Source organism: Hylemonella sp. P2_B10, from assembly GCF_056404875.1.
Genome location: NZ_JBFUDE010000003.1, coordinates 326820 through 345561 on the forward strand (window position 1 = coordinate 326820; position 18742 = coordinate 345561).

Genomic DNA, 18742 nt, shown 5'->3' on the forward strand with positions numbered 1-18742 from the left:
ACCATGGTTACCAAAGTCGATCAAGTCCTGTACAAAGCCCATGCTACCGCCACCGGTGGCCGCGACGGCACGGCCAAATCTTCGGACGGCCTGTTGGACGTCAAGCTGGCAGTGCCGAAGGAAATGGGCGGTGGCGGCGGCGGTGTCAACCCCGAGCAGCTGTTTGCCGCCGGTTACAGCGCCTGCTTCATCGGCGCGCTGAAGTTCGTGGCCGGCATGCAGAAGATCCCGGTGCCGGCTGACGCCTCCATCGACGCCACCGTGGGCATTGGCAAGACGCCCAACGGCTTCGGCATCGAAGCCCAGCTGGTGGTCAAGCTGCCCGGCGTGGACCGCGCTGTGGCCCAAGCCCTGGTCGACAAGGCCCACCAGGTGTGCCCGTACTCCAACGCCACCCGTGGCAACATCGAAGTGACGATCACGCTGGCTGAGTAAGCTTCTCGCTGCATCACTTCTGGACAGCGCGGCGGGGTTTCCTGTCGCGCTGTTTTGCTTTGTTGCTGGCTGATAGCGCTGGGGTAGCCGGTTTTGTCGCTGCCGACGCCGCTGGTGCGCGTGGCTACGGAAATGTCCCCCGGCCCTGCGGGCCTCCTCCTTGATTTCCCTCCGCCACGCGCCCCAGTGACATCGGGTTATTTGGCGTACGCAGCGCTTGAATGCAAAGCGTAAGCAAGCCAACCACGTTCGCAGGATCGGGTCGATGCGGCATTCGGCGCAGCGGCATCGAGGAGGAGGCCCGCAGGGCCGAGGGACAGCCGCGGAGCCGAGTGCCGCGTCGGCATGATCAGCAACCCATCCTGGTTTTGATTGCGCAGCGCTGTCACCTAGGTTCCGCTTCACGATTGTGGCCGCCACGGGTTTGCGCTTATCGTGCGGCGCATGAACACGACCACCACCACCACCGAATTTTTGGTCCGCAAGGACAAGCTGACGCAGACCGAAGTCCGCGACGTGCCGCAAGCGCCACTGGCCGATGGTCAGGTGCGCGTGGCCATAGACCACTTTGCGCTGACCTCCAACAACATCACCTATGCCGCCTTTGGCGACACCATGAATTACTGGGGCTTCTTTCCGGCCGACGACGGCTGGGGCAAGATTCCGGTGTGGGGCTTTGGCAGCGTCAGCGAATCGCGGCATCCCGACGTGCCGGTGGGCGAGCGGCTGTATGGTTACTTTCCCATGGCCTCGCAGGTGGTGCTGCAGCCCGGGCGTGTGCTGCCGGGGCTTTTGACCGACGGTGCGGCGCACCGCGCCGGTCTGCATCCGGTGTACAACCAGTACGCCCGCTGCGCGGTGGACCCGTTCTACACCGCCGACACCGAGGCCATCCAGGCGTTGCTGCGGCCGCTGTTCATCACCTCCTGGTTGATCGACGACTTCCTGGCCGACAACCAGTTCTTTGGCGCCACCGCCACGCCTGGCGTGCCTGCTGTGATGCTGTTGTCCAGCGCCTCCAGCAAGACGGCCTATGGCAACGCCTTCCAGTTGTTCCAGCGGTCTGGCATTGAGGTGGTGGGGCTGACCTCGGCCGCCAACATGGCGTTTTGCGAAAGCCTGGGCTGTTACCACCGCGTGCTCAGCTATGAGCAGCTGGATCAGGTGGCGGCCGATGCGCCGGCCATCTACATCGACTTTGCTGGCAATGCGGCCCTGCGCCGCGCCATCCACACGCGGTTCACCGCGCTGCACTACAGCTGCTCCATCGGCGGCACGCACGTGGACCAGCTGGGTGGCGCCAAGGACTTGCCCGGCCCGCGCGCCACGCTGTTCTTCGCACCGGCGCAGATCAAGAAGCGCAGCACCGAGTGGGGTCCCGATGGTTTGAACCAGCGCCTGCTGCAGGCTTGGCAGGGTTTTCTCAGCCGCGTCACCGATCCCGCGTCGCCCTGGCTGGTGGTGGAGCAGCACCTGGGGCCGGCGGCTGTCAGCGCCGCTTATGCGCAAATCCTGGGTGGGCGTTCCAATCCGCGCCTGGGGCACATGCTGTCGCTGGCCTGAATGGCGACGCCGCCAGCGCGCTGGCGGGATGGTGCATGATGGCGGTGTGATTTTGCCGCGCCTGCGTGCGCCTTTGCCGTCTGTTGCCGCTTATTTGCCGCCCATGAAACTGGCCCTGTTGTCCGACATCCATGCCAACTGGCAGGCCTTCGAAGCCTGCCTGGAACACGCCAAGGCGCATGGCGCCCAGCGCTATGCGCTGCTGGGGGACTTTGTCGGTTACGGGGCTGACCCGTTGCCGGTGGTGCAGCGGGTGATGGCCATGCAGGCCGCGGGCGCGCTGGTGGTCAAAGGCAACCACGACGCCATGGCTGTTGCGCCACCCCCGGAGGTGCAGACGGTGGGCGAGAGCAGCGCCGCCTGGAGCCACCAGCAACTGGGTGTGGATGAGCTGGCTTTTCTGGACCAGCTGCCTTTGACCGCGCAGGACGACACGGTGTTTCTGGTGCATGCCAGTGCCGACCAGCCCGAGGCCTGGCACTACGTCTACGGCCATCCGGCGGCCGAACGCAGCCTGGCGGCGGTGGCCCATCTGGACGAGGTGCGCTACGTGTTTGGCGGCCATGTGCACCAGCAGGCCCTGTACTACCGGGGCGCCGGGCCGGGCTTGATGGCGTTCGTACCGGTGCCCGGCGTGGCCTTGCCGGTGCCGCACCACCGCCACTGGCTAGCCACGGTGGGTTCGGTGGGCCAGCCGCGCGATGGCGACCCGCGTGCCATGTACGCCATGCTGGACTTGGCTGGCGCGCAGCTGACTTTCCACCGCGTGCCCTACGACCACCTGGCCGCCGCAGCCGCGATACGCGCGGCCGGCCTGCCGGAATTCTTTGCCAAACGGCTGGAGACCGGGCGGTGAAGTTGCTGGAGCCCGGCAGCGTGGTCGACGGCTTTGTCGTCGGCGAGTGCTTGCATGCCGGTGGTATGGCGCACATCTACGCCGTGCGTTATGCCTCGGGCCAGGGTGACCCCGGCTTTCCCATGGTGATGAAGATCCCGCGCATGACAGCGGGCGATGGCGCCGAGAATATCGTCAGCTTCGAGGTGGAGTTGCAGATCCTGCCGGCCCTGCGCGGCCCGCACATGCCGCGCTTCGTCGCCGCCGGCGACCTGATGCGCATGCCCTACCTGGTGATGGAGCATGTGCCGGGCCGCACGCTGGAGACTTGGCTGGACGGCGATGCCCCGGTGCCGGTGGACGAGATCACCCGCCTGGGCGCGGCCATAGCCCACGCACTGCACAGCCTGCACCAGCAGAACGCGGTGCACCAGGACCTGAAACCCGCCAACGTGCTGATCAGGCCCGATGGCGTGGCCGTGCTGCTGGACTTTGGCCTGTCTTGCCATGCGCAATACCCCGACCTGCTGGCCGAGCAGATGCGCAAGGCGGTGGGCTCACCGGGCTGGATCGCGCCCGAGCAGGTGGTGGGGGTGCGCGGCGATTTGCGCAGCGATATCTTCGCGCTCGGTGTCGTGCTGTACCAGCTGGCCTGCGGCTGCCTGCCCTTTGGCAGCCCACAAACCGAGGGTGGTTTGCGCCAGCGCCTGTGGGCGGACCCGGTGCCGCCGCGCAAACTGCGACCCGAGCTGCCCGAGTGGCTGCAAGAAGTAATACTGCGCTGCCTGGAGCCAGTGGCGGCGGCGCGCTACCCGTCGGCGGCGCAACTGGCTTTCGACCTGACCCACCCCGGGCAGGTACCGGTGACTGTTCGCGGGCGCATCACCCAGGCCACCGGCTTCTGGACACATTTCAGACGCTGGCTGCGCGCGGCCGGCATGCACTACCGGCCCAGCCCGGTGCCGGCGCAGCAGATTGCTGAGGCGCCCATCGTCATGGTGGCGGTGCCGCACCGCGATGCCAGCGATGCCACGCTGTACTCGCTGCGCCAGTCCGCCGCCCGCACGCTGGGCACCCGCCCCGGTGCACGCCTGGCCTGCGTCACCGTGGTCGCCGAAGGCAGCACCACCGATGCGCAGGCCAGCGAAACCCAGTTGCACCGGCGTCACCTGGCGCAACTGCGCCAATGGGCGCAGCCCCTGGACCTGAGCGGCCACACCGCTTCCTTCCACGTGCTGGAGTCCAGCGACGTGGCGCAGGCGCTGCTGGCCTATGCGCGCAACAACCGCGTCAGCCTGCTGGTGATGGGCGCCGCTACCCATGGGCTGAAGCTGCAGCGCTTTGTCGCCACGGTGCCGATAAGGGTGGCGATGGAGGCGCCCTGCACGGTGATCCTGGTCAAGCAGGCGCTGCCGTTTGAGCTGTTGGGCCGGGCTAACGCAGAAGACGAATCGCCCAGCAGCTAGCGGCAGGCGGCATGCGATTGGCGAGCCGGTCGCGGTGCAGCGGCGACAATGCTGCATGTCTGATGCTTCCCCCACTGCCGACCGCGCTGACCCGCTTCACCCCTTTGAGGCGCTGACGCCCGACGTCGTGATGGACGCACTGGCCAGCGTGGGCCTGTATGGCGATGGCCGCCAGCAGGCGCTGAGCTCCTATGAAAACCGTGTCTACCAGGTGCATCTGGAGGACGGCAGCGCCGTGGTGGCCAAGTTTTACCGGCCTGAGCGCTGGAGCGATGCGCAAATCCTGGAAGAGCACCAGTTTTCTGCCGAGCTGACGGCCGCCGAGGTGCCGGCCGTCGGGCCGCTGAGCTTGAACGGCAGCACACTGCACCACTTCGGCGGCTTTGCCTTCAGCGTCAGCCCGCGCCGCGGCGGGCGCTCGCCGGAGCTGGACGATGACGAGGTGCTGGAGTGGATAGGGCGCTTCCTGGCCCGCATCCACGCCGTGGGCGCGCGCCAGCCCTTCAAAGTGCGTCCGGCGTTGGATTTGCAAAGCTTCGGCCAGGACTCGCTGGATTGGCTGCTGGGCCATGAGATGGTGCCGCTGGACGTGCAAGGCGCCTGGGGCGCCATGTGCCGCCAGGCGCTGGAACTGGTGGCCGCTCATCCCAGCCTGGCGCGGCCGTCGCAGCAGCCGCAGGACGGTTCGGCCATCAAGCTGTTGCGCCTGCATGGCGACTGCCACCCCGGCAACATCCTGTGGACGCCGGTGGACGTGCCTGCCGCTGCCGGCCCGGGGCCGCATTTTGTCGACCTGGACGACGCCCGCATGGGGCCGGCCGTGCAGGACCTGTGGATGCTGCTCAGTGGCGACCGTGCCCAGCGCACCCGGCAGCTGAGCTGTCTGTTGGACGGGTATGAGCAGTTCCGCGATTTCGACCGCCGCGAACTGGTGCTGATCGAGCCGCTGCGCACATTGCGCCTGGTGCACTACAGCGCCTGGCTGGCGCGGCGCTGGCGCGACCCGGCGTTTCCGCGCGCCTTTCCCTGGTTCGGCAGCAGCGACTACTGGCAAGGCCAGGTGCAGATGCTGGAAGACCAGATCGAGGCCATGCAGGAAGAACCCCTATCGGCGTGAGCCGTCAGCGGCCTGGACGTGTTCGCGGCCTGAGCCGCCTCAGATGCTGGTGTCCTTCACCCGGTCCAGCCGCCAGCAGGCGCCGGTGGCGCGGCTGAAGCGGAAATCCATGTGGTAGGCGTCGGAATCGGGCAGGTACACCTCGACGGCGGCGGTGCTGCCGCTGACCTTCACGCGCGACTCCAGCTTTTGCTGGCGCTGCGTGGTGACCAGCGGGTACAGCGGTTGCGCCTTGCTGCGCAGCGTGTCGGCCGACAGTGACAACATGCGCGTGTCGGAGGTGCAGCCCACGCCGCAGCGCGTCCTGGCCACGCCCTCGAACTTCAGCGGGTTGGCGGTGTTGCTCTCCTGAAACTGCCGGTCGGTCTCGAAGCGTGTCAGGAAGCGGTCGAAATTTCCTTCACAGCCGCTCCCCGCCAAGCCGCCGCCCGGTTGGGACGCGCAGGCCGCCAACAGCAACACGCTGGCCAGCAGCATGGGGCGATGGAAGGCGGGCAGGGCGTTCATGCAGCCAGTTTATGGCGCAGGCGCGCCGCCGCACCGCCTGCATAACCGCCCCTTGCGGGGCTTACTCTGACTTACGCCAGTTTACCGGTACTTACCTGCTCACTTGGCGATGGGCGTCAGGTCACCATGGCCAATACCCGCGGCAACGGCGGGTTCAGCCGGCGCCTCTTCCGGCGCTGTCACCGGGCCGCGACCGCTGAAGCGGTCCAGCGCCAGGTAGATCACCGGCGTGATGTACAGCGTGATGGCCTGCGAAAACACCAGTCCACCCACCACCGCCAGGCCCAGTGGCTGGCGCAGCTCCGCGCCAGCACCCAGGCCCAGCGCGATGGGGATGGCGCCCATCAGCGCGGCCAGTGTGGTCATCATGATGGGGCGGAAGCGCAGTTTGCAGGCCTCGCGTATCGCCTGCTGTGGCGTCATGCCCATGTGGCGCTGCGCGTCCAGCGCGAAGTCGATCATCATGATGGCGTTCTTCTTCACGATGCCGATCAACATCAAAATCCCGATGGTGGCGATCAGTGTCAGGTCCTGGCCGAACAGCTCCAGCATCAGCAAGGCGCCCACGGCCGCTGACGGCAGACCGGCCAGGATGGTCAGCGGGTGGATGTAGCTCTCGTACAGCACGCCCAGCAGCACGTAGATCACCAGCAGCGCGGCAATGATCAGGATGGCCTGGCTGCCCTGCGAGTCCTTGAACACCGCCGCATCGCCACCGTACTTCGCAATGATGGACGGCGGCATGCGAAGTTCGTCGCGGAACTTCTCGATCTTGGTGGTGGCGTCGCCCAGGGCGCCGCCGGGTGCCAGGTTGAACGACACCGTGACCGCCTGCAACTGGCCCACGTGGTTGATGGCGGTGGGGCCCACGCTGCGCTCCACCGTGGTAAAGGCCGACATGGGCACCAGCGCCCCGGTGCTGGAGCGTACGTAGATGTTGCTGAAGGCGTTCTCGTCCTCCTTGGCGCGCGGCGCCACCTCCATGATCACCTGGTAGCTGTCCACGCTGGTGAAGATGGTGGAGACCTGGCGCTCGCCGAAGGCGCTGTACAACGCCGAGCGGACCGCGTCGATGGACACGCCCAGCGTGTTGGCGCGGTCGCGGTCTATCTTCAGCGAGGCCTGCAGGCCTCGCAGCTGCGAGTCGCTGGTGACGTCGCGGAACAGCGGGTCCTTGCTCATGCGGTCCTGCAATTTGAGCGCCCAGCCGTTGATCTCATCGGCCTGCACACTTTGCAGGATGTATTGGAACTGCGCCTTGCTGGGCCGCCCGCCCAGTTGCAGGTTCTGGATCGGCCGCATGAAGGCGGTGATGCCGGGCACCGAGCTGAGTTTCTTGCGCAGGCCTTCCACCACCTTCTTCATCTCCGGCCGCTCACCGCGCGGCTTCAGGTTGAGGAAGATGCGGCCGGTGTTCTGCGAACCCTGGCCACCGTTGAAGGAACTGACTGTGGCCACGTTCGGGTCGTTGCGCAACAGCGTCGCCAACTGGTCCTGCAGGCGCACCATCTCGGGGAAGGAGGTGTCTTCCGAGGCCTCGGTGTTGATGAAGATCTGGCCCAGGTCCTCCTGCGGGAAGAAACCCTTGGGGATGACCGTGAACATCCAGGCGGTGGCGATGAAGGTGGCCAGCGCCACCACCAGCACCACCTTGCTGTGGCGCAGCGCCAGCTCCAGCGAGCGGGTGTAGGCGGAAAGCGTGGCGTTGAAGCCGCGTTCGAACAGGCGCACCATCGGGCCGGGCGGCTTGGTCTCGTGGGCCTCGTCAGGCAGGAAGCGGCTGGCCAGCATGGGCACCAGCGTCAGCGACACGAAGGCCGACACGACGATGGACAGCGACACGATGACCGCAAATTCGTGGAACAGCAGGCCGATGACACCTGGCATGAAGAAGATCGGGATGAACACCGCGATCAACGAGGTCGAGATGGAGATGATGGTGAACCCCACCTCGCGCGAGCCCTTCAGCGCCGCCTGGAACGGGTGCATGCCCTCTTCCACATGGCGCATGATGTTTTCCAGCATCACGATGGCGTCATCCACCACCAGGCCCACCGCCAGGGTGAGGCCCAGCAGCGAGATGTTGTCCAGGCTGTAGCCCAGTCCCCACAGCAGGAAAATCGCGCCCACCAGCGACACCGGCAGCGACATGGTGGGGATGGCCGTGGCAATGAAGCGGCGCAGGAACAGGAAGATCACCAGCACCACCAGCGCCACCGTGCCCAGCAGCGTCAGCATCACGTCATGCAGGGCGTCGCGGATGGAGATCGAACGGTCGTTCACCGCCGTGATCTTCACCGACTGTGGCAACTGGCTCTGGAAACCCGCCAACGTGGCGCGCACCGCATCCACCACCTTCACGGTGTTGGCATCGGGCAGGCGCTGCACGCCCATGGTGATGGAGGCTTCGCCGTTGAAGGTTGCGGAGGTCTTCACCGATTCGTAGCTGTCTTCCACCTGCGCAATGTCACGCAGGCGTACCGGGGCGCCGTTGCGGGTGGTGATGATCAGCTGGCCGAACTCGGCCGCGTTGGTCAACTGCTTGTTGGCCTGCAGCGTCAGCAGTTGCTTGGGGCCGTCCAGCGTGCCCACCGGCGTGGTCACGTTGGCCAGGCGCAGCGCGGTGCTGACCTCGTCCAGGCTGATGTTGCGCGCCGCCATGGCATCGGGTTGCACGCGCACGCGCACGGCAAAGCGTTTCTGACCGTTGATGAACACCTGGGCCACGCCGGGCAGTGTGGACAGCACCGGCACCATCATGTGCTCGGCGTAGTCGTTCAGTTCCGACAGGTTCAGCGACGGCGAGGTCATGGCGATGAACATCACCGGCGCATCGGCCGGGTTGACCTTGCGGTAGGAGGGCGGCGCCGTCATTTCCTGCGGCAGCGCGCGCAGCGAGCGCAGGATGGCGGCCTGCACGTCCACCGCAGCGTCGTCGATGTTGCGGCTTTCGTCGAACTCCAGCGTCAGCGAGGTGTTGCCCAGCGTGCTGCTGGAGCTGATGATGTTCAGGCTGGGGATGGTCTGGAACTGCTTCTCCAGCTGCAGTGCCACCGAAGTGGCCATGGCTTCGGGGCTGGCGCCGGGCAGCGAGGCGCCCACGTTGATCACCGGCGTGTTGTAGCTGGGCAGCGCCGAGACCGGGATCTTGCTGTAGCCAATCACGCCGGCCACCACCAACGCCAGGTTCAGCAACACGGTCATCACCGGGCGGCGTATGAACAATTCGGACAGGTTCATCAGAGACCTCCGTTACTTCGCCGCAGCCTTGCCCGCCTGCGCGCCGCTGGCGCCGCCAGCAGCGCCACCCGCAGCCACGCCGGAGCCGGCACCCCGGTCCACCACCGTGCTGCCGTTGCGTAGGTTCTGCCGGCCATCCAGCACGATGCGCTCACCCACGCTCAAGCCCGTGATGGCGGCATCGGCACCGGCCGCATACAGCAGGTTGACGCTGCGCGGCGCCACCTTGCTGTTGGCGCCGACCACATAGACAATCTTGCCGCGCGGGCTTTCGATGATGGCGGCCTGCGGCACCACGATGGCATTTTTCAGCGTTTGCACGGTCAGCTTGACGTTGACGAAGGCGCCCGGCCACAGGGCCTGGTCCTTGTTGTCGAACACCGCCTTGACCTTCAGCGTGCCGGTGCCGGGGTCCACAACGTTGTCCACGAACTGCAGGCGGCCCTCGCGCGGCTTGCCGCTGGTGTTGGGCAGGTTGGCCAGCACGCTGGCATTGCCCTCCTTCAGCAGCGGCAGCAGGTCAGCCAGGTAGCGCTGCGGCACGCTGAAGCTGACGGAAATCGGGTCCAGCTGCGTGAGCGTGACCAACGCGGGCCCAGAAGGTTGCACAAAGCTGCCCGCGAACGCGTTCAGCGTACCCAGCCGGCCGGCACTGGGGGCGGTGATGGTGTTGTAGGACAGCGCCACCTGGGCGGCGTCGATGGCGGCGCGGTCGGAGGCGGTGGAGGCCGACGCTGTATCCACCTGCGCCTGGGTGGTGTCCACCTGGCCCTGCGAAATGAACCCCTTGGACAGCAGGTCACGGCTGCGCGCCAGCTGGCGCTGTGCGTCGGCCAGCGTGGCTTCGTCTTTTTGCAGCTGGGCGCGGGCCTTGGACAGGTTGGCCTCGTCATTGCGCGAATCCAGCGAGAACAGCGGCTCGCCCTTGCGCACAAACTGGCCTTCCTTCACGTGCACCCTGGTGATGATGCTGGCCACCTGGGGCTTGATGTCCACGGTGCTGAGTGCGGCCACCGCGCCGGTGGCTTCCACCTCCACCGGGATGTCACGTTGTTTCACCGACACGGTGGACACGCTCACCGGTGGCCCGGACACGGTCGGGGCGGAGGCCGGGGCGGACGCTGCCGGCTGCGCATTGGCGCTCGCTGGCGCGGCACCGCCGTCGCCGCCACTGCAGGCGGACAGCAGCAGGGCCAGCGTGACGGTCAGGCTGGCAAGTGGCCAGGCCGGCTTGGAATTGGTAGCGGTTTCGCGGTCAGGAAAAGAGGCTGAGGGCATGCAAAGAGTCTCTGAATAGTGATCCGTATGGGGGCGGCGCCGGGCAAAGTTACACATTATGTGCCGGGCCTATCAGGGTGCCAATGCTGTAAAGCACCTAGCCGACGCCGATCCCCGGGGGGCTGGTTTCAGCGACCGGCAGCGTGCCGCCGAGGCCGTCAGCCGGCGCATCGCTGAAATGTACCCAATGCAGATGAAAGCGGCCTGAACCCTTGGTTTCGCGTTTGTAAAGCGGCGGCTTGAGGGCTGAGTTGAAGTTATAGGTCAATAACGACGGGGCCCGCCGTAGCTGTCGTCAAACAGCGAAAACGGCGTCTTGCGGCCCACCAGCGCCTCGATCAGCATCAGCTCTTCATCCGTGTGGTTGACGAATGGCGCCGGGCGGATGCGCTGGCTGCCTTCGCGCAGGATGTAGCGCGGCGCGTCGTGGTGCTTGGCGTTGATGACCTCGCCGGGGGCCGCGCCAGCCGGGCTGTCGGCGGCCGACACCTCGGTGATGCCGTAGCAGGTGCAGAAGTAGGTCTTCTCATCGTCCATCGCCGTGTACACACCGGTGCCGCGTATGCCTATGGTGGCAGTGGGTGTGACCAGGCTGTGGGTGGAGCGGCCAAACACCGACACCAGCGCACCCGTCAGCAGGCGCAAGCCACCGACCAGCAGGCTGCTGCCGCTCAACGCCAGCTTGCTGCTGTGACGCAGGTGGAAGGCGTCTTTTCCCACCACGAAGATGGCATGGCTGTCCGGCCCGGTGGTGACGGTGTCGCTGGCGTTGACCACCGTGGCCAGCGTGGCCGGCTGGCCGTTGACCTGCACGTTGCCGCGCAACTCGTAGAACGACTTGCCGGCCTCCAGCGGGCGCGGCACCTTACCCAGGGCCTGGGCGCCAGCGCTGCCGGCAACCCCCATGAAGGCACCGCCAGCCAGTGCCTGCACCAGCTTGCGCCGCGCCGCTTCAAATGCCTCGTCATGTGCCATGCTGCGTATACTTTCCGCGATGTCCTCGCCTGTGGTGCCCGCCATGCCCATGTCATTCAGAATCCTTGCCCTGGGGCTCGCCGGCAGCCTGTATTGTGCCGCCCATGCGGCCACCGTGCTGGATCTGCAGCTCAGCACCGGCCACGACAGCGCCGTCAACCAATCCAGCTGGGAGCCCAGGCAAGGCCAGGTGCAGGGCCTGGAGCTGACGTTGTCGCGCAGCGCGGGGATTGACGACAACAGCGGCTGGGTGCTGCGCGGCCGGCTGGCCTGGGAGCGCAATGTGTCCTTCGCCGCGCTGAGCAACCTGGCCTTGGGGGTGGACGCCATCTACCGCGTGCAACCGATGGTCGGCTTTACCCAACCCTGGCTGGAACTGGAGCTGGGCGCCCTGCAACGCCAATTCAGCGACAGCAAGCTGCGCGATGGCGCCGAGGCGCACCTGACGGCGCTGGGCGGCCAGCGCTTCACCGACCGGTTGCGTGGTCGCGTCGGCCTGGGCTGGTCGCGCCGCTGGGGTGGCGACGGCGGTGTGTTCGACCTGACGGACCGCCGGCTGTTTGCCGACCTGGGTTGGCGCATCGGGCAGGACAGCCTGCTGTTTGCGCGTTGGAACCGCACCTGGGGCGACCAGGTGTTCGGTGGCGACCCGCCGCTCAAACCCGGCGAGCCGGTGCCGTCGTGGTGGAGCGACAGTTATGCCAAGGCGGCAGCCGCCAAGTCGGACCCTGTCTTCGCCAGCGACTGGTGGGCCTACCGCACGCAAGCCATCACCAGCACGTTGACGCTGGGCGTGAATCTGCCGATCAGCGGGAATGCTGCGCTTAGCCTGGGCGTAGACCGCTCGCTGATTTCAGCCCAGGGCGGCAGCCGGTACGACCGCACCCAGGTCAGCGCCGCGCTGCAATACCGCTTCTGAGCGGGTAGGATCTGGCCAGCCCTGCAGCAACCAGCGGCTGAGCAGCGGCCACAGGTCGGCGTGGCGTGGATTGAAAAAGCCGAAGTGGCCCACTGGCGCATGGCGCTGCGCGCGCGGGTTGAACTCCTGGCGCGTGATTTTGGCCGCGGGCAATTGCGCCAGCAGGTGCTGCACGGCGGCAGGCGGGGCAAAACCCGTGTCGTCGCTGAAATGGAGGGCCAGTGTGCGGCCGGTGAAGGCGGCGTAACCGGCCAGGTCCAGGCTGGGGTCGCCAAACAGGTAGTCCACGGTCACGCTCCAGTTGCGCCAGTCGCGCGCCACGTCGGGCGGCAGGTCATGGCCCACGCCCAGGCGGCCGGGCATGTAGCCCAGCGTGGCCAGCGCCAGCGGCGCCAGCCCATACCAGGCGGCCAGCAGGCGCGGCCACTCGCGCCGGGGGTACAGCCGCCAATCGCAGCTGCCGCTGGCCACCAGTGCAAAGTGGCGCAGTTGCGAAAAAGCCGGCGCCAGGCCGGCCAGGTGGCCGCCTGAGCTGTGGCCCACCAGCGCCAGGCGCGACCAGTCGCCCTCCACCCGCGTCAGCGCGTGCAGCAGCGCGGCCTGCAGGTCCAGCCGGCCCCAGTCGCGCATGCGGGCCGGGTCCGCGCGGGCCGGCCCGGCTTGCGAGTTGCCCATGCCCCGCGGGTCCCAGGTCAGCACTTGCAGACCCTGTGTGGCCAGGTGTTCGGCAAAGGGCTGGTAGTAGCTGCGGCGCACGGCGGTGGCGCCGTGGATCAGCACCAGGCGGGTGGGCTCGCGTGGGGCCGGGTTGGTGGGTTGCGTCAGCGTGGCGGCCAGTCGGCGGCCGTCCTCGCACAGGAGGTCGAAAAGGCTGGTGGATGGCATGGCAAACCGGGCTTGAAGTGGTGAGTGGCGGCATGCTAAGGTGTGGAGCACAGTCCACAGTCAAGCACTTTTTCGCCTCGCACATCCATGCAGATCGCCGAACTGGAACGTCGCAGCGGCCTGTCGCGCGACACCTTGCGCTATTACGAGCGGCAGGGGCTGATCACGCCGCCACACCGGGCCGCCAACGGCTACCGCGACTACGACCCGCGCACGCTGGTGGAGCTGGCCTTCATCGCCAAGGCGCAGCAGGTGGGCTTTTCGCTGAAGCAGATCAAGCCGGCCATGGCCCATGTGCACGCGCCGCCGGGCCACTGTGCCGAACTGCTGGCGGGCATGCGGGCCAAGCGCGACGAGGTGAAGGCACGGCTGGCCGAGGACAGGCTGCGCCTGACCCGGCTGAACAAGCTGATCCAGCGGCTGTCCTGAGGTGAGGCAGGCGTGAAAAAGCCGCCCCAGGGCGGCTTTTTACTTGGGCTTGGCCAGTGCGACCCGTCGGCTTACGTCAACAGCGCATTGACCCGCTTCACATAAGCGGCCGGGTCATCCGGCAATCCGCCCTCGGCCAGCAGCGCCTGGTCGAACAGGATGTGGGCCAGGTCGTTGAAGTGCACCGAGCCGTCCAGCTTTTTCACCAACGGGTGCTCGGCGTTCACCTCCAGCACAGGCTTGGCGTCGGGTGCCTTCTGGCCAGCCTGCTTCAGCATGCGCGCCAGCTGGGTGCTCATGCCGTGGTCCTGCACCACCAGGCAGGCGGGGGAGTCCACCAGGCGGGTGGTCACGCGCACGTCCTCGGCCTTGTCCTTCAGCGCTTCCTTCAGCTTGGCCAGCAAGGGCTTGAAGGCTTCTGCGGCGTCCTCGGCGGCCTTCTTCTCGGCCTCGTCCTGCAGCTTACCCAGATCCACCGCGCCCTTGGCCACGGACTGCATGGGCGTGCCGTCGAAGTCCTGCAAATGGTTCAGCGCCCATTCGTCGACCCGGTCGGTCATCAAGAGCACTTCGATGCCCTTCTTCTTGAACACTTCCAGCTGCGGGCTGTTCTTGGCAGCGGCCAGCGTGTCCGCGGTGATGTAGTAGATGGCCTCCTGGCCTTCCTTCATGCGTGCCTTGTAGTCGGCCAGGCCCACGCTGGCGCTGTCGCTGCTGGTGGAGGCGAAGCGCAGCAGCTTGGCGATGCGCTCACGGTTGCCGAAGTCTTCGCCCAGGCCTTCTTTCAGCACGGCGCCGAACTCGTTCCAGAACGTGGTGTATTTGCCGGCTTGCGCGGCGGCCGTGGCCTTGTCCTCTTCGCTCACCACATCAGTCACGCCATCGGCGCCGGTGGTGGCCTCAGGAGCCTTGTCATGCTTGGCCAGGTCTTCCAGCATGCTGAGCACGCGCTTGGTGCAGCCTTCGCGGATGGCGCGCACGTCGCGGCTTTCCTGCAGCAGCTCGCGGCTGACGTTCAGCGGCAGGTCGGCCGAATCCACCACGCCCTTGACGAAGCGCAGGTACACCGGCAACAGCGCCTCGGCGTCGTCCATGATGAAGACGCGCTTCACATACAGCTTCAGGCCGCCCTTTTTCTCGCGGTTCCACAGGTCGAACGGCGCCTTGGCCGGGATGTACAGCAGCTGCGTGTACTCGGTGCTGCCTTCCACCCGGTTGTGGGTGTGGGCCAGCGGTGCCTCGAAGTCGTGGCTGATCTGCTTGTAGAACTCGTCGTACTGTTCCTGGGTGACGTCCTTCTTGGGGCGCGACCACAGCGCGCTGGCCTTGTTGACGGTCTCCCACTCGTCGGTGGTGACCATCTTGCCGGGCTGGCGACCGCCGTTCTCGTCGTTGGGGTTGATCAGCTCGCCGTCCTGCCATTCGTCCTTTTGCATCAGGATGGGCAGCGAGATGTGGTCGGAATACTTGCTGATGATGGACTTCAGCTTCCAGTTGTTCAGGTATTCCTCGGCCCCGTCGTCGCCGTCGCGCAGGTGCAGCGTCACGCTGGTGCCGCGTTGCGGGCGAGAAATAGTTTCCACCTCGAAATCGCCGGCACCGCCGCTGACCCAGCGCACGCCCTGGTCCACCACCATGCCGGCGCGGCGCGTTTCCACGGTGATCTTGTCGGCGACGATGAAGCCGGAGTAGAAGCCGACGCCGAACTGGCCGATCAGCTGCGAATCGGCCTTCTGGTCGCCGGAGAGGCGCGAGACGAAATCCTTGGTGCCGCTCTTGGCGATGGTGCCCAGGTTGTCGATCGCTTCCTGCTCGCTCATGCCGATGCCGTTGTCGCTGATGGTCAGCGTCTTGGCGTCTTTGTCAAAAGTGATGCGCACTTCCAGGTTGGGTGCGTCTTCATACAGCGCGTTGTTGTTCAGCGCCTCGAAGCGCAGCTTGTCGCAGGCGTCGGAGGCGTTGGAAATCAGCTCGCGCAGGAAGATTTCCTTGTTGGAATACAGCGAATGTGTGACCAGGTGCAGCAGTTGCGCCACTTCGGCCTGGAAGGAAAGGGTTTGCTTGCTCATGAATGAACTTTGACCGGTAGAAGTGTGTTGAAAACCAACCTGCGCCTGCGCGGCGCAGCCAAACCCTTAATTATGGGCGAACGGACGTGGTTTCAAGGGTGCCGGGGCTGGGCGGGGGCCTCTGCCAGCCACTGCAGCAGCTGTCGGGTGACCTCGGGGCTGTGCAACAAGGCCAGGTGGCCCAGCCGGTAGCCAATCCACTGCCGGGACGGGGGGAATGCCAGGCGATGCGCCGGCTGGTCGTGCTGCCCCAGCGCGCTGCGCAGCGGCACCAGTCCATCGCCGGTCAGGCGGTCGGCCAGCAGGCTGCGCTTGGCGGCCAGCGTGGCTGCCACGCTGTAACAGGCGATGCCGGCGGGCAAGGGGAGCGGGCGGCGCGGGTCGCGGCGCGGGGCGAAGCGGTCCAACCCCTGCCAGTCGGCATCCAACACGTGGCCAAAACGCAGGTCGGTGATGCCGGCGCTGCGCAACTGGCCCAGGCGGGCAAACGGTGCGCTGTAGGGGGTGCTGCCCAGCAGCACGTCCACCCCGTTGCCGGCCCGTTCCAGTGGCGCGCCGTGGTGCGGCGTGCCCAGGAAAACCAGGTGCTTCAGCCGCTGCGGCCACTGCAGGCCGCCTTGCTGTGCGTAGTGCGTGGCGCTGCGGGCCACCAAGCCACCCATGCTGTGCGCGACGATGCTGATGTGCTCCAGCGGAACCGGCCAGCGCGTCACCAAGTGCTCCAGCAGGCTGGCCAGTGCATGGCCATTCTCAGAGGTGTGCAGGCCGGTGTTGTAGCGCAGGTACAGCGGGGTGTAGCCCAGCGCATTGGCCAGCGCCTGGCCATGGTCGGAGGTGGGCTGTCCAGGTTGTGGGGTCGGCTGCCACTGCAGGTCGTTCATGCACAGGCCATGCACCAGCAGCAGGATCTTGCCCGTGGGTCGGACGTCGGCCGGCAGCGCCTGTGGGTCAACGGGCTGGCCTTGGTGGCGCAGGCTCATGGGCGTGGCCAGCGGGTTGCCGCTGGCGGCCAGGTGGTCGCCCATGACGCCGTTGAGCGCGGCCAGCAGCGCTTCGCGCTGGGCGCTGCCCGGCGTGGTGTCCTGCGCCTGCAGCAAGGGCTCCAGTCGGGTCAGCAACTGGTTCAGGCCGCTGCCCAGCAACTGGGTGGCGCCGTGCACGCCCTGGTAGACCTTGCCGGTCAGGCCACCGGTTTGCTGCGGCCCCCGGCCGGCAAACCCCAGGGTGCTCCACACCGACTGGTGCACGCCTTCCACGATGCGGGTGACGCCCGCCACCCCCTGGGTGGCCAACAGCGCCAGCCCCCGGATGTCGGAACTGCGCAGATGGCGGGGGACAGGTGGCATGGGGTCGATCGGGGCGTCAGAACTTCTCGTGCGGCTGCAGGTAGCGCCACTGGCCCAGTGGCAGGTTGCCCAGCATCACCCGGCCTATGCGCACGCGCTTCAGACCCACCACCTTCAGGCCCACCAGCTCGCACATGCGGCGTATCTGGCGCTTCTTGCCCTCGGTCAGCACAAAGCGCAGCTGCTCGGGGTTTTGCCAGTCCACCTTGGCCGGTTTGAGTGCCTGGCCGTCCAGGCTCAACCCATGGCGCAACTGCGCCAGCCGCTCGCGCGGGAACACCGCCTGCACGTTCTGGCTGATGGGGTCGTTCTCGTGGATCTCGGTCAGCGCATCGCCACCGTCGGATGTGGCCATGTCCTGGTACACCACGCGCACCAGGTATTCCTTCTCCATCACCGAGTCCTCGCCAATCAGCTGGCGTGCCACCCGGCCGTCCTGCGTCAACACCAACAGGCCAATGGAGTCGATGTCCAGCCGGCCAGCCGGCACCAGACTCTGCAACTGCTTGGGGTGAAAGAAGTAGCGGGCGTTGTCGTCCTTCCAGCGGTTGGGCGGCTGCACCAGCGACACCGCGGGCAGGTGGCCGTCTTCGGCCTGGCCGCTGACGATGCCCATGGGCTTGTTGACCAGGATGGTGACCTGGTTGGCCTGCTGGCCCTGGGCCTGCTTGTTGATCTCGATGCGGTCGCTGGGCGTGACCTGCATGCCTATTTCCGCCACCTGGCCGTTGACCTTGACCCAGCCGCGGCCAATCCAGTCGTCCGCTTCGCGGCGCGAGGCCATGCCCAGTTCCGCCATGCGCTTGTTCAGGCGGCTGGTGGCCACGCCGTCCACGGTTTTTGCGCCGGGTGCGGCGGCGGGTGCGTTCGGGGGCTTGGGCGCGCGGCGGAAAGCCGGCGGCGGGGCAGGTGCGGTCATATGTGCCGCAATTTTAGGCGACCAGCAGCCGGTAGCCCACCGCTGTCTCGGTCAGCAGGTGGCGTGGTTGGGTCGGGTCGGCTTCCAGCTTCTGGCGCAGGTGACCCATGTAGATACGCAGGTAGTGCGCCTGTTCGGCGTGCGACGGGCCCCAGACCTCGCGCAGCAGCTGGCGGTGCGTCAGTACCCGGCCCGCGTTGGCCACCAGCACGCTGAGCAGCCGGTACTCGATCGGCGTCAGGTGCACCTCCTGGCCGGCGCGGCGCACCAGCCGGGCCTGGCGATCCACCTCCACCTCGCCGAAGCGGAACACCGGGTCGGCCTCCTCGTTGTTGGTGCCGCCGTCGCCGCCGGCAGCGCGCGGGCGGCGCAGGTTGGCACGCACCCGGGCCAGCAGCTCGCCGACGCCGAAGGGTTTTGTCAGGTAGTCGTCGGCGCCGGCGTCCAGCGCGGCGATCTTGTCAGCCTCGTCGGCGCGGGCCGACAGCACCACGATGGGCACGCTGGACCAGCCGCGCACGTCGCGTATCAGGTCCACGCCATCGCCATCGGGCAGGCCCAGGTCCAGCACCAGCAGGTCGGGCTTGCGCGTGCCGGCCTGGGCCAGGCCGTCGCGCAGCGTGGACGCCTCGTGCACCTGCCAACCCTCGGCCTCCAGCGCGGCGCGCACGAAGCGGCGTATCTGCGGCTCGTCTTCAATGACGATGGCGGTGGGGGTGGGCATGGTGCGAACAGCTACGAAGTGTTGAGGACAGCTAC

At 66.9% G+C, this 18742-nt stretch carries 16 protein-coding genes; 7 read left to right on the forward strand and 9 right to left on the reverse strand.

Annotated features, from left to right (window positions below; translation table 11 throughout):
* Positions 1-3: 3 nt before the first annotated feature.
* The 5 genes from AC1DX2_RS14000 (at position 4) to AC1DX2_RS14020 (ending at position 5416) form a co-directional block, all read left to right on the forward strand.
* Entirely contained in the window at positions 4-435 is a 432-nt protein-coding gene (locus AC1DX2_RS14000) for an organic hydroperoxide resistance protein (protein ID WP_477196971.1), read from the forward strand.
* A gap of 444 nt (positions 436-879) precedes the next feature.
* The gene (locus AC1DX2_RS14005) at positions 880-1998 is read left to right on the forward strand and encodes a DUF2855 family protein (RefSeq protein WP_477196972.1); all 1119 of its coding nucleotides are present in this window, start codon (positions 880-882) and stop codon (positions 1996-1998) included.
* A gap of 103 nt (positions 1999-2101) precedes the next feature.
* The gene (locus AC1DX2_RS14010; protein ID WP_477196973.1) at positions 2102-2854 is read left to right on the forward strand and encodes a metallophosphoesterase family protein; all 753 of its coding nucleotides are present in this window, start codon (positions 2102-2104) and stop codon (positions 2852-2854) included.
* Positions 2851-4299 carry a serine/threonine protein kinase gene (locus AC1DX2_RS14015; RefSeq protein WP_477196974.1) on the forward strand — a complete coding sequence of 483 codons (1449 nt, stop codon included), beginning with the start codon at positions 2851-2853 and terminating at the stop codon, positions 4297-4299. The genes AC1DX2_RS14010 and AC1DX2_RS14015 overlap by 4 nt, the downstream gene beginning before the upstream one ends.
* Before the next feature lie 55 nt (positions 4300-4354).
* Positions 4355-5416 carry a serine/threonine protein kinase gene (locus AC1DX2_RS14020; RefSeq protein ID WP_477196975.1) on the forward strand — a complete coding sequence of 354 codons (1062 nt, stop codon included), beginning with the start codon at positions 4355-4357 and terminating at the stop codon, positions 5414-5416.
* Between the two features lie 39 nt (positions 5417-5455).
* Here AC1DX2_RS14020 and AC1DX2_RS14025 read toward each other — a convergent pair whose 3' ends face one another.
* The 4 genes from AC1DX2_RS14025 to AC1DX2_RS14040 all read right to left on the reverse strand — a co-directional run bounded on the left by AC1DX2_RS14025 (position 5456) and on the right by AC1DX2_RS14040 (position 11461).
* Entirely contained in the window at positions 5456-5923 is a 468-nt protein-coding gene (locus AC1DX2_RS14025) for a hypothetical protein (RefSeq protein WP_477196976.1), read from the reverse strand.
* Between the two features lie 99 nt (positions 5924-6022).
* Positions 6023-9163: an efflux RND transporter permease subunit gene (locus AC1DX2_RS14030; protein WP_477196977.1), complete on the reverse strand. Its 3141-nt coding sequence runs from the start codon at positions 9161-9163 to the stop codon at positions 6023-6025.
* 12 nt (positions 9164-9175) lie between these two features.
* On the reverse strand, positions 9176-10441 hold the full coding sequence (locus AC1DX2_RS14035) for an efflux RND transporter periplasmic adaptor subunit (RefSeq protein ID WP_477196978.1): 1266 nt from the start codon (positions 10439-10441) through the stop codon (positions 9176-9178).
* Between the two features lie 264 nt (positions 10442-10705).
* Entirely contained in the window at positions 10706-11461 is a 756-nt protein-coding gene (locus tag AC1DX2_RS14040) for a FecR family protein (RefSeq protein ID WP_477196979.1), read from the reverse strand.
* Here AC1DX2_RS14040 and AC1DX2_RS14045 point away from each other — a divergent pair.
* Positions 11460-12335 (forward strand): hypothetical protein, encoded by an 876-nt coding sequence (locus AC1DX2_RS14045; RefSeq protein WP_477196980.1) that lies wholly within the window; start codon positions 11460-11462, stop codon positions 12333-12335. The genes AC1DX2_RS14040 and AC1DX2_RS14045 overlap by 2 nt on opposite strands.
* Here the strand turns inward: AC1DX2_RS14045 and AC1DX2_RS14050 are convergent.
* Positions 12270-13220, reverse strand: coding sequence for an alpha/beta hydrolase family protein (locus tag AC1DX2_RS14050; protein ID WP_477196981.1), 951 nt, complete (start codon positions 13218-13220; stop codon positions 12270-12272). The two genes, AC1DX2_RS14045 and AC1DX2_RS14050, sit on opposite strands and share 66 nt — an antisense overlap.
* An 87-nt stretch (positions 13221-13307) precedes the next feature.
* On the opposite strand from AC1DX2_RS14050, the gene AC1DX2_RS14055 reads away from it, so the two are divergent.
* Positions 13308-13649: a MerR family transcriptional regulator gene (locus AC1DX2_RS14055; RefSeq protein WP_477196982.1), complete on the forward strand. Its 342-nt coding sequence runs from the start codon at positions 13308-13310 to the stop codon at positions 13647-13649.
* 71 nt (positions 13650-13720) lie between these two features.
* Here AC1DX2_RS14055 and htpG read toward each other — a convergent pair whose 3' ends face one another.
* The 4 genes from htpG to kdpE form a co-directional block, all read right to left on the reverse strand.
* Complete coding sequence (gene htpG / locus AC1DX2_RS14060; RefSeq protein ID WP_477196983.1) at positions 13721-15718, reverse strand: molecular chaperone HtpG; 1998 nt, start codon at positions 15716-15718, stop codon at positions 13721-13723.
* A gap of 92 nt (positions 15719-15810) precedes the next feature.
* Positions 15811-17064 (reverse strand): esterase/lipase family protein, encoded by a 1254-nt coding sequence (locus AC1DX2_RS14065; RefSeq protein WP_477196984.1) that lies wholly within the window; start codon positions 17062-17064, stop codon positions 15811-15813.
* A 16-nt stretch (positions 17065-17080) separates the two neighbouring features.
* Positions 17081-17983 (reverse strand): pseudouridine synthase, encoded by a 903-nt coding sequence (locus AC1DX2_RS14070; protein ID WP_477196985.1) that lies wholly within the window; start codon positions 17981-17983, stop codon positions 17081-17083.
* A 13-nt stretch (positions 17984-17996) separates the two neighbouring features.
* Positions 17997-18707 (reverse strand): two-component system response regulator KdpE, encoded by a 711-nt coding sequence (gene kdpE, locus AC1DX2_RS14075; RefSeq protein WP_477196986.1) that lies wholly within the window; start codon positions 18705-18707, stop codon positions 17997-17999.
* Positions 18708-18742 lie beyond the last annotated feature (35 nt).

Coding starts and splice junctions, on each gene's coding strand:
- kdpE (WP_477196986.1), bottom strand. CDS start 18,707: ATGCCCACCCCCACCGCCATCGTCATTGAAGACGAGCCGCAGATACGC.
- AC1DX2_RS14040 (WP_477196979.1), bottom strand. CDS start 11,461: ATGGCGGGCACCACAGGCGAGGACATCGCGGAAAGTATACGCAGCATG.
- AC1DX2_RS14005 (WP_477196972.1), top strand. CDS start 880: ATGAACACGACCACCACCACCACCGAATTTTTGGTCCGCAAGGACAAG.
- AC1DX2_RS14045 (WP_477196980.1), top strand. CDS start 11,460: ATGCCCATGTCATTCAGAATCCTTGCCCTGGGGCTCGCCGGCAGCCTG.
- AC1DX2_RS14070 (WP_477196985.1), bottom strand. CDS start 17,983: ATGACCGCACCTGCCCCGCCGCCGGCTTTCCGCCGCGCGCCCAAGCCC.
- htpG (WP_477196983.1), bottom strand. CDS start 15,718: ATGAGCAAGCAAACCCTTTCCTTCCAGGCCGAAGTGGCGCAACTGCTG.
- AC1DX2_RS14035 (WP_477196978.1), bottom strand. CDS start 10,441: ATGCCCTCAGCCTCTTTTCCTGACCGCGAAACCGCTACCAATTCCAAG.
- AC1DX2_RS14025 (WP_477196976.1), bottom strand. CDS start 5,923: ATGAACGCCCTGCCCGCCTTCCATCGCCCCATGCTGCTGGCCAGCGTG.
- AC1DX2_RS14020 (WP_477196975.1), top strand. CDS start 4,355: ATGTCTGATGCTTCCCCCACTGCCGACCGCGCTGACCCGCTTCACCCC.
- AC1DX2_RS14030 (WP_477196977.1), bottom strand. CDS start 9,163: ATGAACCTGTCCGAATTGTTCATACGCCGCCCGGTGATGACCGTGTTG.
- AC1DX2_RS14010 (WP_477196973.1), top strand. CDS start 2,102: ATGAAACTGGCCCTGTTGTCCGACATCCATGCCAACTGGCAGGCCTTC.
- AC1DX2_RS14065 (WP_477196984.1), bottom strand. CDS start 17,064: ATGCCACCTGTCCCCCGCCATCTGCGCAGTTCCGACATCCGGGGGCTG.
- AC1DX2_RS14000 (WP_477196971.1), top strand. CDS start 4: ATGGTTACCAAAGTCGATCAAGTCCTGTACAAAGCCCATGCTACCGCC.
- AC1DX2_RS14055 (WP_477196982.1), top strand. CDS start 13,308: ATGCAGATCGCCGAACTGGAACGTCGCAGCGGCCTGTCGCGCGACACC.
- AC1DX2_RS14050 (WP_477196981.1), bottom strand. CDS start 13,220: ATGCCATCCACCAGCCTTTTCGACCTCCTGTGCGAGGACGGCCGCCGA.